This is a genomic window from Aminobacter sp. P4_H6_2, from assembly GCF_056400805.1.
In genome coordinates, this window is sequence record NZ_JBFUKO010000100.1 from 1 (window position 1) to 12599 (window position 12599).

The 12599-nt window shown below is 61.6% G+C and carries 11 protein-coding genes and 1 pseudogene; 9 read left to right on the forward strand and 3 right to left on the reverse strand.

Translation table 11 applies throughout. From position 1 onward, the window contains the following. The 3 genes from AC1DUU_RS10600 to AC1DUU_RS10610 form a co-directional block, all read left to right on the forward strand. A partial coding sequence (locus AC1DUU_RS10600) for an arginase family protein (protein WP_476783380.1) occupies nt 1-412 on the forward strand: 412 nt, incomplete at its 5' end. Nucleotides 413-497: 85 nt separating this feature from the next. Then, the gene (argC, locus tag AC1DUU_RS10605; protein ID WP_476783381.1) at nt 498-1430 is read left to right on the forward strand and encodes an N-acetyl-gamma-glutamyl-phosphate reductase; all 933 of its coding nucleotides are present in this window, start codon (nt 498-500) and stop codon (nt 1428-1430) included. A 1-nt stretch (nt 1431) separates the two neighbouring features. Next, nucleotides 1432-2286 (forward strand): aminoglycoside phosphotransferase family protein, encoded by an 855-nt coding sequence (locus AC1DUU_RS10610; protein WP_476783382.1) that lies wholly within the window; start codon nt 1432-1434, stop codon nt 2284-2286. On the opposite strand, the gene AC1DUU_RS10615 is transcribed toward AC1DUU_RS10610, so the two are convergent. Beyond that, nucleotides 2276-3370 (reverse strand): COX15/CtaA family protein, encoded by a 1095-nt coding sequence (locus tag AC1DUU_RS10615; protein ID WP_476783383.1) that lies wholly within the window; start codon nt 3368-3370, stop codon nt 2276-2278. The genes AC1DUU_RS10610 and AC1DUU_RS10615 overlap by 11 nt on opposite strands. A gap of 168 nt (nt 3371-3538) precedes the next feature. On the opposite strand from AC1DUU_RS10615, the gene AC1DUU_RS10620 reads away from it, so the two are divergent. Continuing rightward, nucleotides 3539-3757 (forward strand): DUF2842 domain-containing protein, encoded by a 219-nt coding sequence (locus AC1DUU_RS10620; RefSeq protein ID WP_476783384.1) that lies wholly within the window; start codon nt 3539-3541, stop codon nt 3755-3757. Here AC1DUU_RS10620 and AC1DUU_RS10625 read toward each other — a convergent pair. Next, the gene (locus AC1DUU_RS10625; RefSeq protein ID WP_476783385.1) at nt 3754-4803 is read right to left on the reverse strand and encodes a polysaccharide deacetylase family protein; all 1050 of its coding nucleotides are present in this window, start codon (nt 4801-4803) and stop codon (nt 3754-3756) included. The two genes, AC1DUU_RS10620 and AC1DUU_RS10625, sit on opposite strands and share 4 nt — an antisense overlap. Nucleotides 4804-4891: 88 nt before the next feature. On the opposite strand from AC1DUU_RS10625, the gene AC1DUU_RS10630 reads away from it, so the two are divergent. Continuing rightward, the gene (locus AC1DUU_RS10630) at nt 4892-6091 is read left to right on the forward strand and encodes a GNAT family N-acetyltransferase (RefSeq protein ID WP_476783386.1); all 1200 of its coding nucleotides are present in this window, start codon (nt 4892-4894) and stop codon (nt 6089-6091) included. Nucleotides 6092-6094: 3 nt separating this feature from the next. Here AC1DUU_RS10630 and AC1DUU_RS10635 read toward each other — a convergent pair whose 3' ends face one another. After that, nucleotides 6095-8296, reverse strand: coding sequence for a GumC family protein (locus AC1DUU_RS10635; RefSeq protein ID WP_476783387.1), 2202 nt, complete (start codon nt 8294-8296; stop codon nt 6095-6097). A 202-nt stretch (nt 8297-8498) separates the two neighbouring features. On the opposite strand from AC1DUU_RS10635, the gene AC1DUU_RS10640 reads away from it, so the two are divergent. The 4 genes and pseudogenes from AC1DUU_RS10640 to AC1DUU_RS10655 form a co-directional block, all read left to right on the forward strand. After that, nucleotides 8499-9065 (forward strand): polysaccharide biosynthesis/export family protein, encoded by a 567-nt coding sequence (locus AC1DUU_RS10640; RefSeq protein WP_476783388.1) that lies wholly within the window; start codon nt 8499-8501, stop codon nt 9063-9065. 12 nt (nt 9066-9077) lie between these two features. After that, nucleotides 9078-10220, forward strand: coding sequence for a glycosyltransferase family 4 protein (locus AC1DUU_RS10645; protein WP_476783390.1), 1143 nt, complete (start codon nt 9078-9080; stop codon nt 10218-10220). A 96-nt stretch (nt 10221-10316) separates the two neighbouring features. Then, on the forward strand, nt 10317-11852 hold the full coding sequence (locus AC1DUU_RS10650) for an undecaprenyl-phosphate glucose phosphotransferase (RefSeq protein ID WP_476783389.1): 1536 nt from the start codon (nt 10317-10319) through the stop codon (nt 11850-11852). Then, nucleotides 11849-12599, forward strand: a pseudogene (locus tag AC1DUU_RS10655) (hypothetical protein); the annotation flags it as partial. The gene AC1DUU_RS10650 and the pseudogene AC1DUU_RS10655, both read left to right, overlap by 4 nt.

The window sequence follows — 12599 nt, forward strand, 5'->3', positions numbered from 1 at the left end:
GGGCATCATCGATCCYGACCGCTCGATCCAGATCGGCATCCGCACCCATGCACCTGACGATTTCGGCATCAAGATCCTCTATGGCCACGAGGTCGAGGAGATGCGGGCCGCCGACATCGCTTATGCGATCGCCGAGCGCACCGGCGGCAAGAAAACCTATGTCACCTTCGATATCGACTGTCTCGACCCAGCCTATGCGCCAGGAACCGGCACCCCGGTGGCGGGCGGCCCCTCCTCGGCGAAGATCTTGTCGGTGCTGCGCCAGATGACCCAGATCGATATTGTCGGTGCCGACGTCGTCGAGGTTGCGCCGGCCTACGACCATGCCGATATTACGGCCATCGCAGGCTCGACGGTCGCCATGCACTATCTTGGCCTGCTGGCCGAGAAGAAGGCACGCGACAAAGCCTGAGACGACGTTTCAAGGACTTGCCGACTTGAGTCCGAATCCGGCCATAAGCTTATGAAATGCTGAAACTTTCGACGGAACGACAGACATGAAACCGAAAATCTTCATCGACGGCGAACACGGCACCACCGGTCTGCAGATCAGGGCGCTGCTCGCCGGGCGCCATGACCTCGAAGTCATTTCGGTGCCTGTCGAGCGCCGCAAGGAACTGGCGGCGCGCGCCGAATTTCTCAACGCGGCTGATGTGGCGATCCTGTGCCTGCCCGACGATGCGGCGCGGGAGAGCGTCGCGCTGATCGAAAACAACACCACGCGCGTCATCGACGCATCGACCGCCCACCGCGTGGCGGACGGCTGGACCTACGGCTTTCCGGAAATGGACGAAGCGCAGATGAAGGCGATCGCGGCATCGAAGCGCGTCGCCAACCCCGGCTGCTGGCCACAGGGGCCGATAGCCGGCCTGCGGCCGCTTATCGCGGCGGGGCTTCTGCCGGCGGACTTCCCGGTTACCGTCAACGGTATCTCGGGCTATTCCGGCGGCGGCCGCCAGATGATCGAAGATTACGAGGCGCTGGGCGAGGATTCGCCCGAGTTCCTGCCCTACGGCCTGATGCTCAAGCACAAGCACGTGCCTGAGCTGCGCACTTACGCCAAGCTCGCGCACGATCCGATCATGCAACCGGCCGTTGGCAATTTCGCGCAGGGCATGATCACCGTGGTTCCTCTGCAACTGGGCCGCCTTGCCAAGGTGCCGACTGGTGCGGAACTGCACGCGGCACTCGCCGACCACTATGCCGGCCTCAAGGGCGGTGTGATCGAGGTCGCGCCGCTCATCGACTTCGAGCGCAGCGACGACATCCAGCCCGAAATCTTCAACGGCACCAACAAGATGAAGGTCTATGTCAGCGCCAATGACAGCCGCGCGCAGGCATTGCTGATCGCCGTCTACGACAATCTCGGCAAGGGCGCCTCGGGTGCCGCTGTCCAAAACATGGACCTGATGCTCGGGCTCAAGCACTAAGATGGATCAGGCTGCCGTTCCAGGCCGCTGGCCGGATCACTGGAATATCAGCGATCCCCAGCTCATTGCCGAAACGTTTTCCAGCCGCATCTGGAAGGTGCGACTTGCCGATGGCAGCCCTGCCGTCGTCAAGGCGCTCAAGCCCTTCGACGACGTCTGCGACGAGCTTCGCGGCGCGCATTACCTGTCCTGGCGCGATGGCGTCGGCGCGGTCCGGTTGCTCGGCTTCGAGGGGCACAACATGCTGCTCGAATATGCCGGCGATCGGCTCCTTGTCGACGAATTGAACGAGCATGGCGACCGGCACGCGACCGACATCGCCAATGAGGTGTTGGCCAAGCTGCTTTCGCCCTCGGATGTTCCGCCTCCGGCTGATTTACAGCCGTTGCGGAAGCGTTTCGCGAGCCTGTTCAAGAAGGCCAAGGCTGATCGTGATGTTGGTAGTGAGAGCCTCTACCTAGAGGCAGCGGTCATTGCGGAGCGCCTGCTGTCAAACCCGCACGAACTGCGCGTGCTGCATGGCGACCTGCACCACGAGAATGTCCTGCACGGCGAACGCGGCTGGCTGGTGATCGATCCCAAGGGCATCCTGGGCGATCCAGGCTTCGACGCAGCGAATTTCTTTTACAATCCGCTCGATCGCCACGGCGATCTCTGCATCGAGCCGGAGCGCATCGCTTATATGGCGGAGAGTTTCGCCAGAACGCTGTGTCAGCGCCCCGACGCGATCCTCGATCATGCCATTGCCTGGGGTTGTCTTTCGGCATCCTGGCACGCCGAAGACCGCAACGACGCCGACGAAAACAGCGGACTCACCGTTGTCGCGGCAGTCCGCAACGTGCGGGCTAGCTTCTGATCTCGACGTCGTTTTCCAAGGGGTAAGCCCCCTTGGTGCCGCGCCAATGGGCGGTGGCGAAGATCAGCACGATCAGCGCAAAGCCCTGATGCAGCAGCGCCCAATGCATATGCGCCTGCATCAGCAATGTGCCAACGCCAATGGCCGCCTKACCAAGGATCAAGATCACCAGCATCCAGGCCCGGCGCGCATGCGTCGTCTTGGGTGCTGCCCGCATGGTCGAGAAGGCATGCCAAAGTGCAACCACCAGCACGGTGTAGGCGAACATGCGGTGGATGAACTGCACAGTCTTGGGGCTTTCGAAGAAGTTGCGCCACACAGGCTCGATCACCAGCAGATCGCCCGGAATGATGGCGCCATCCATCAGCGGCCAGGTGTTGTAGGAAAGGCCRGCATGGAGACCGGCGACCAATGCGCCGAGATAGATCTGAAACAGCACCAGCAATACCATGATGCCTGAAAAACGCTGGACCTGGCGATTTGCCGGCGCTTGCGAGTAGGCCGCCAGCCCACGTGCGATGTAGGCAACCGCCGTGACGATGATGCAGGCAAAGGTCAGGTGGATCGCCAGGCGGTACTGGCTCACCGAGACGCGTTCCGACAGCCCCGAAGCAACCATCCACCAGCCGATGAAGCCTTGCAGGCCGCCGAGCGCCAGCAGACCTACCAAACGCGGCTTGAGCCGGCGTTCGAGACGGCCTGTGAGCCAGAAAAAGGCAAGCGGAATGGCGACAAGGAAACCGACGCCGCGAGCGAGAAGCCGGTGCGCCCATTCCCACCAGAAGATGCCCTTGAACTCGTCAACAGTCATGCCCTTGTTGACCTGCTCATATTGCGGGATCTGCTGGTATTTTTCGAACTCTTCCTGCCATTCCGCCTGGTTGAGCGGCGGGATGACGCCATGGATCGGCTTCCACTCGGTGATGGAGAGGCCGGAACCGGTCATGCGCGTGGCACCGCCGACCATGACCAGCGCGAACAGAACCAGCAGCACAATGTAGAGCCAGCCGCGAACGAGCGCGCGGTTGTGCAGTTCCCTGTCGCGTTGAGCAAGCGGTGCAGCAGTATTGGTCATCGCGGACATGACAATCGTTCCCGGCTCGTTCGAAACTCGCCGGACTGGTGGACCATAGCGGCTTCTCTGGCAAGTTCAGCCTACGCGACACGCAGTCGCGCCGCATAGCGGCGTATCCTCGGCGGTTGCGTCGACTGGCCGGAGCGACTATGCGAGGCCTGGATAAAGGATCAAGAAATGCCCGTTCGCGTCAAGAAGTTGATCGGAACCGTGCTGCTGGTGCTGCTGGTGATCGTGTACGCGCTGATTGCAACCATGGTGGCGGTCGCGCAGCTTTCCCAGTCCGGCCCGGTCGTGCACCTGGCCTTCTTCTTCTTCAGCGGCCTGCTCTGGATCCTGCCGGCGATGTGGATCATCAAATGGATGGTCAAGCCGCCCAAATCAGCCAAACCCTAGACCGTCACGAGGCGTCGGCCGCGATTTGACATCAGGGTCGTCGCGCCCGACAGCATGGCTCGCATCGCTACCAGTTCCTGGTGACGCCCATTGACGGAAAGACGTGGCAGCGCGTGCAGGCTGCCAGCATGCTCGGGCCGAAGCACGCCGTGTCGCGTGGTCACGGCCGAGACATAGCCGGCCTCGCGCGCAAGTTCGGTTTCGCGCAAGCCAACCGCCGCCGCATAACCATAGGGATAGGCGAAATGGCGTGGCGCGCGTCCAAGCTCGGCCTCGATCATGCTGCGCGAACGATAAATCTCGCGCAGTGCCGCTTCCTTGCTCAGCCGCCTGAGATTGTAATGATGGACCGTATGCGCACCGATGGTCACCAGCGGATGCCCAGCGCAGCGCCTGATCTCGTTCCAATCCATCRAAAGCTTGCGGTTGGGGGCGGAAGCATCGACGCCCACCATGTCGGCCCAGCCGCGCAAGACCGTACGCTGATCTTCTTCCCGCACCTCGCTGGTGATGTGGTCGGCCAGGCGCCGGAACGCTACAGAGCGGCCTTCCGGCGTGGAACAATCGAGCTTCAATTCGCCGCCCGGCATGGCTATCGAAAGCGCCCTGCCAGCCGCGACTATATCGTCGAGAACTTCCCACCATAGATCAACCTCCCCGCCCGTCAGGCCCGGCGCGACATAGATCGCAATGGGCGCGGCATGCCTTTCCAGAACCGGAAGAGCCTCGGTCAGGTTGTCGCGATAAGCGTCGTCGGCGGTCAATGCTACAAACAGTCCGCCTTTTGCGGCCATGCGCAAACGCGCCACCGCCTCGTCCATCGTCACGAAGGCATAGCCCATTCGCTTCATCTCGCCGAGCAGCACATCGAGAAAGAGCGGTGTTACGCTGAGGTGGCGGTTCGGGCTTTCCGGACGCTCAAGAAACGCGGTCACGCGATGAAGCATGAGGATTGCACCGACGCCGCCGACCAGCGGCCTGGCTAGTGCGCTCAGACCACCATATCCGATGAGCAGGAAGGCTAGCTTTCGGGCTACGTCGATCATTCCTTCACCTTTGACGCATAGGCTTGGTCGCATCGAGCATGAAGAGGACTGCTCCAGGTGCCGATCAATAACCGGCAAGGATTGAAGTATGGTTGACGCCACAGCCGCCAGGGAAAACAGCGCGTCGCCTCCGGCTGCAGATTTCGGCGACACGGCAACGGCCGTTGCCTTTCCGCTCTCAAACGAAGCCCTCAACGCCTACGGGAGCTTCACAGACATCTACGCACCGGCGCAGAGCCCGCAATGGGTGTCAGCCTGGATCGACACCAACAAGACCGACGCTGTCATTGCGACCTTGAGCGCCAAAGGGCGGCCTGTGCTCGCTGTCGCGCTTGAAGTCAGTCGCGAAGGACCGTTCCGTATTGCACGCTTCCTGGGCGGCACGCACGCCAACGGCAATTTTCCGGCAGTGGATAGGAATTGGCTGGCAACAGCAAACACGCATGACATCGACGCGCTCGTCGGCTCGATCAGGAAAGCGCGTCCGGATGTAGATCTTTTAGCGTTCGACCGCCTGATTGCCGAACTCCACGACCTACCCAACCCGCTGTTCAAGCTGGGCTTCGCACCGAGCCCGAATGTGGCGCTCGCAGTCAATCTGGGCGGCGGCTTCGAAGCGGTTCTCACCCGCACCAACGGCAAGAAGAAGCGCAAGCGGCATCGCAGCCAGGAGCGAAAATACGAGGCTGTTGGCGGTACACGGCGCACTGTTGCGACCACGGCCGCCGACGCAAACGCGATGCTCGACGCCTTCTTCGCGATGAAGCAGCAGCGATTTGGCGCGATGGGCATCACCGACGTATTTGCCGACGCGGAGGTACGCAGCTTTTTCCGCAAACTTTTCGTCGATGCGCTGCAGCATGACAAACCGTCCTTTGTGCTACATGGGCTGGAGGTCGCAGGCAAATACCGCGCGGTCACCGGCTCGAGCCGGGCCGGTAGCCGCCTGATCTGCGAATTCGGGGCCATCGCCGACGACGAACTGGCCTATGCCAGCCCCGGCGAATACCTGTTCTTCGACAACATTTCCGAGGCCTGCCACCAAGGGTTCGCTGTCTACGACTTCAGCGTCGGCGACGAACCCTACAAGCGCCATTGGTGCGATATCGAGATCCAACACGCCGATGTTCTGGTGCCATTGACGGCAAAGGGCCGCCTCTACGCGCTTGGCCTGCGATCAACGTCGCGCATGAAGGGGGCGATCAAAAACAACGCTACGCTATGGGCTCTGGTCAAGCGGCTGAGGTCCGGCGTGCGCGGCAAGGCCGCGCCCGTCGAGGACGATTGACCCTCAGGCGGCCGAACGGGTCGGCTGCGGTGTCGTCGGCAACTCATGGCCGACCGGGGTCACAAGGATGACATCCTGGTAGCCGCCCGCGCGCAGGCCGTCGGCCGCATCGGCGATCTCTTCGTCATGGCGAAGGAAGCTGACAAGCACTTCCGTGCCATCGCCGACAAGGCGCCTGATCTCATCGGCATCGGCCGGTCCGCACTCAACCACCACCAGATCATAGGCAGTCGTCAGCGATTCCATGATGATCGGCAGGCGGTCGGCAGCGCGCATGGCGCGTGCCGGATCGGCCGTGCCGACCGGCATGACATCGCAATCCGAATAGTGGTCGGCGCGGATGACGTCGGTGAACTGGGCTTCCGAAGCAAGAAGATTGGTAATGCCGGGATAGCGGCCGCCATCGAGCATCGGCCGCGATGCAGCACCTGTGGCGGTCAGGTCGAGCAACAAAACGCGTAGGCCGGTATCGGCCACTTCGCGTGCGACAAGCACTGCTGTCGCCGCCGCATCGTCGCCCTCGGGCGAAATGAAGATGGCACGAGCCGCACCGCCGGCGATCAACCTTTCGGCCGCCGTTTCGATGCTGACGCCGGCATGGGCGACCGGGGGCATTGGTGCCGATACGCGTAGCTCCTCTTGGGCGGCAACCAACTGCTCCTTGGGATCGTAATCGGCAAGGTCAGCCGTGACGGCCTGCTCTTCGGCGTTATCCCACTGACAAGATGTCCCCTCGTCCGCCAGGCTTGTCACGCGACGGACAGGCATCGCCACCTGGGTGACCGGCGTGACGCGGGAACCTGCCGCCGGGCGCATGGCACGGCCTGAAAAAAGCTCCTGTAGCAGCGTGAAGATCGCCATCAACAACAGCGAGCCGACGAATGCCGCGCCGACAATGGGGACAATCTTGGGGAAGTAAGATTCAGACGGCACGATCGCGCTCGAAAAGACGCGGGCATCCACCGGCAGATAGTTGCGATCTTGGCGCGAGGCAGCTTCGCGATAGCGGGTGAGATAGGATTCGAGCAATGCGCGCTGTGCCGCGGCTTCGCGTTCCAGCGCACGAAGTTCGACTTCTTCTTCCGACACGCGTCCTGATTCGACCTTCAGCCTATTGAGGTCGGCAACCAGCTGCTTTTCGCGAAGATCAGCACTCGCGGCTTCATTGACCAGCCCCGCCAGAACTTTTTCGGCCTGCGCGCGGATCTGCACATTTAGGTMGGCGAGTTGGGAATTGAGCGCCTTGATGCGCGGATGGTTGGGAAGCAAGGTCGTTGAAAGATCTGCAATGTCGTTCCGCAATTGAATCTGGCGTTCGCGCAGACGCTGGATGAGGCCCGAGGACAGAACCTCTGGCACCGCGTCGATCGAACCGCCACTTTTCAAAGCCTGACGCACGCTCTGCGCGGTTGCTTCGGCGGCGGCGCGGTTGGCACGAACGCGCGACAATTCGCTGGAGAGTTCGGAAAGCTGCTGGGTGGCAAGCGCCGAGTTGTTCTGGCCGACCAACAGGTCGGACTGCGACCGGAAGCTTGCAACGCGCGCTTCGGCATCTTTGACGCGCTTGTTCAAATCGGCGATTTCGGGCTTCAACCAATCGGTCGCCTCGGTGCTCGACTCAAGCTTGGAGCTGCGCTGGAAGTCGAGATAGACCTCGGCAATCGCATTCGGCACGGCTGCCGCAAGCTTTGGATCCGCCGAAGAGAACTGGATGACGATGACGCGCGATCTTTCAACGCGATAGATGGTCAGCTTCTCGCGGAAGGCCTTGAGCACACGTTCTTCAGGAGGCAGCTCGTTCGGATCGCTCTTGAGGCCGGCAATCACCAGAAGACGCGAAATCGTCGACATTTCAGATGCGGCGTCAAATTCTGGCCGGCTGGCGAGATCGAGCTTCTTGGCGACCTGCTTGAGGATATCAGTTGAACCGATGACCTCGACCTGGCTGGTGACCCCCTCCTCGTCGAGGACTGGTGCCTCGTTGCCGGCGCTACCGTCGGGGCGTGTGAAAACGGACTCGCGCGTTTCAATCAGCAGGCGCGTCTCGGCGCGGTATTGAGGGGTAGCCAGAGAGGCGAGCACAAAGGCCAGGCCGGTGACCGCCAGGGAAAACAGCACCAAGCGCAGCCAGTTCCTCGCAAGACTGGCGAAGAGCTGGCCGAGATCGACATCGACATCACCGGCAGTGGATTGGACGCCAGACATGCAATTCCTACTCCGAGGCTGAGCAGACTGCACGGTAAACAAACATGGTAACCCAGGCGTTAACGTCACTACGCAGCGCTCGACCTGATGCGCGCAAGAAGACGCCTCCCTTTACCGAGCATTAACCCTAACAAGACGATAACAGTCGCGAACCGATACCCCGCAGCGTGGCGGCAAGCAGTCGAAGGTGTGTCTGCCGAAAATGAAAAGCTCCCTTCCCCTTTGCCATGCGCTACTCGCGGCCATGCTGATCGTCAGCGGCTGCTCGAGCTATCGCCCCGCGCCTGCTGCCTTTCATGAAGTGCTCGACCAGCCCTATCGTCTCGGCGCCGGCGACCGCATCCGCGTCACCGTCTTCGAACAGGAAGGCCTGACCAATACCTATAGTGTCGACCAGTCGGGCTATATCTCCTTCCCGCTCGTCGGCGGCGTGCCGGCACGTGGCTACACCGCCCAGGAAGTCGAAAAGGCCCTGGCTGCCAAGCTGCGCCAGGGCTACCTGCGCGATCCGGACGTTTCGGTCGAGGTCGATCGCTACCGTCCGATCTTCGTCATGGGCGAAGTGGGTGCCGCAGGGCAGTATTCCTATGTTCCAGGCCTGACTGTACAGAAGGCAGTGGCGATGGCCGGCGGCTACAGCGCCCGTGCCAACCAGGGCAATGTCGACATCACTCGCGACATCAACGGCAAGGTGATGACCGGCCGCGTGCTGACAACCGATCCTCTGCTGCCCGGCGACACGATCTACGTCCGCGAGCGGCTGTTCTAAGACGCCGTGCAGATAGCGCCCCGCAAGCTCCGGATCGTCCACTGCTTCAGGTCGCCGGTCGGCGGCATCTTCAGGCATGTGCGCGATTTGACGGAAGCACAGGTGGCCGCTGGCCATCAGGTCGGCATCATCTGCGACTCAACCACCGGCGGCGAACACGAAGAGCGTCTGTTCGAAGCGATCAAGCCGATGCTGGCGCTTGGGATCAGACGTACGTCGATGCAGCGCCATATCGGCCCTGGCGACATCGCTTCGGGCTGGCGCACCTACAAGATCATCAAGGAATTGCGGCCGGACGTGCTGCACGGGCATGGCGCCAAGGGTGGCGTTTATGCACGTGCGTTCGGCTCACTGTTGCGGGTTTCAAGGTATTGCGTGGCCCGCGTCTACTCACCGCATGGCGGTTCCCTGCACTATGACGAAACCACCGCGACCGGAAAGCTGTTCTTCGGGCTTGAACGCCTGATGGAACGTTTCACCGACCACCTGCTTTTCGTCTCCGACTACGAACGGCGCACGTTCATCCGCAAGGTCGGCGAGCCGCGCGTGTCGAACAGCCTTGTTTACAATGGCTTGCGCGATGCGGAGTTCGAGCCAGTGCTTTCGCTGCCGGGGGCCGCCGACTTTCTCTATATCGGCATGATGCGCGACCTGAAGGGACCCGACCTCTTCATTGATGCGCTGGACAAGGCGCGACAAACTCTTGGTCGCGACGTGACGGCCGTGATGGTGGGCGACGGCGAGGATCTGCCGCGCTATCACGCGCAGGCAAAAAGGCTCGGCCTTACCGGTAAGGTTCGCTTCATGGCCCCGATGCCGGCGCGTGAGGCCTTTGCGCTTGCCCACGTCGTTGTCGTTCCGTCGCGCGCTGAGGCGATGCCCTATATCGTGCTGGAGACGCTTGCCGCCGGCAAGCCGATCGTGGCAACGGCTGTTGGCGGCATTCCCGAAATTCTGGGATCGGCCTCGCCTGCCCTGGTAAGTCCGGATGCTGCCGAGATCAGCCAGAAAATGCTCGCGGCCTTGCAATCGCCTGCTGGCTACGCGGCATTGATGCCGGACATCTGCACCGTGAAATCACGTTTTGGCGTGGCGGTGATGGCTCGCGACGTCGAAAAAGCATACTTCGCAGCGCTTGCACCAAGAGGCGGCTGAACACAATTTGAAGGCACCCACCCTGTTCAAGGGTTTCTTAGTTCATCGTTGATATGTCAATCTGGCAATCCGGCGACCGGTGACAGATCGACGACAATGACCAATTTCGACCCAAAGCGCCGCTTCAGTGCGGAAGCCGTCAAGGCGGCTAGCGGCGACGGTAAAAAGTCCGATGCCGCCAAGCTCAGCAGTGTTGCCCAGGAGGTGGCGGCACAGTACCGGCGCGACACCATGTCCCCGGTCATGGTCAGCGGTGCCTTGCGCCTCGCGGAGTTCGGCCTTCTGTTCATCTCGGGGCTCGCCCTCTACGCCTATCACGTCGGCTTCCTCGGCCATCTCGGCTGGCAATATCCATTCGTCATCCTGGCTGCGTCCTTTGCTGCCGTCGCGTTCTTCGAGATTATGGACTGCTATCAGTTGCAATCGCTGATGCGGCCCGGCGCCACCATCGGACGGATCACCTTGTGCTGGGCGGCGGCCTTCGCGCTGATGGCCCTTGCTGCCTTCTTCATGAAGGTTTCGTCAGAATATTCGCGTCTCCTGTTCGGCGGCTGGTTCCTGACCGGGCTGACATTGCTGATCGGCCTGCGCCTGATCATGGCACGCGTCATCCGCCTTTGGGCGCGCAATGGACGCATGGAACGCCGCGCGGTCATAGTCGGCGGCGGCAAGGCCGCCGAAATGCTTATCCGCTCGATCGAGCAGCAGCCCTACAACGACATCCGCATCTGCGGCATCTTCGACGACCGCGACAACAAACGCTCGCCGCCGATTGTCGCTGGCTATCCGAAGCTCGGAACCGTGTCCGAACTGCTGAAATTCGCCCGGATAGCGCGCATCGACATGCTGATCGTGTCGCTGCCGCTGACAGCGGAAACGCGCGTGCTGCAACTGCTCAAGAAGCTGTGGGTGCTGCCGGTGGATATCCGGCTGTCGGCCCACTCCAACCAGCTGCAATTCCGGCCGCGCTCTTATTCCTACATCGGCGCGGTGCCGATGCTTGATATCTTCGACAAGCCCATCAACGACTGGGACTCGGTCGCCAAGCGCGCCTTCGACATCGTGTTCAGCCTGCTTGGCATCATCGTCTTTTCGCCTGTGATGCTGGTTACCGCCATCGCCATCAAGCTCGACAGCAAGGGGCCGGTGCTGTTCAAGCAGAAGCGCCACGGCTTCAACAACGAGGTGATCGAGGTCTACAAGTTCCGCTCGATGTATGCGGAGCAGTCCGATCCGACGGCCCGCAAGAGCGTGACCAAGAACGACCCGCGCGTCACCCGTGTCGGCCGCATCATCCGCAAGACGTCGATCGACGAACTGCCGCAGTTCTTCAATGCGTTGTTCGGCAGCCTGTCGCTGGTCGGGCCTCGCCCGCATGCGGTGGCCGCCCAGTCGCACAACCTGCTCTACAACGAAGTGGTCGACGGCTATTTCGCTCGCCACAAGGYCAAGCCCGGYGTAACCGGCTGGGCGCAGATCAATGGCTGGCGCGGCGAGATGGACACCGACGAGAAGATCCGCAAGCGCACCGAGTTCGACCTTTATTATATCGAAAACTGGTCGCTCTGGTTCGACATCAAGATCCTGTTCCTGACCCCGATCCGCCTGCTTGATACGGAAAACGCCTATTGAGCGCGATCACCTATGAGCTGCCGCGAGCCGCGATCAAGGCCAAGCTGATCGGGCTCATCTCTACCGGCGCCATTGCGCTGGGCGTGCTGCTTTCGGGTTTTGTCCTCCGCGAGCCGGCACCCTACGAGCTCTACATGGCCGGGCTGATTGCCGTCTGGTCACTGTTTGGCCTGCACATTTCGCGCGCCATCACTCCGCTGGTCGTGCTGATCGTGACGTTCAACATCGGCGGCATGATTGCCATGACGCAGATGTCGGACCTGATGGGCACACCGCTCTATCTGGCGGTGTCGTTGTTCCTGGGATTCACCGCGGTCTTCTTTGCGGCGGTCACCGAGGCCAACCCCGGATTGTTTCGGGTCATTTTCCTGTCCTGGGTCACTTCTGGCGTCGTCACCTCAGTGCTCGGCATCCTTGGCTACTTCGGCGCTGTGCCTGGGGCTGAGATGTTCACAAAATTCGACCGCGCCGCGGGAGCATTCCAGGACCCTAACGTGTTCGGGCCATTCCTCGCTTTGCCCGGCATCTATCTGCTGTATCGTGTGCTGATCGGCAATCCGCTCAAGATGGCGATCTACGCTGTGCCGCTGCTCATCGTCACCGGCGGCATATTCCTGTCCTTCTCGCGCGGCGCCTGGGGCCTGTTTGGCACGTCGGCCATCCTGCTCACCGGCTTCCTGTTTCTCCAGAGCAACAGCGGCAAGTTCCGCCTCAGGATCGTGGTCATGAGCATAGCTGCCGTGACCT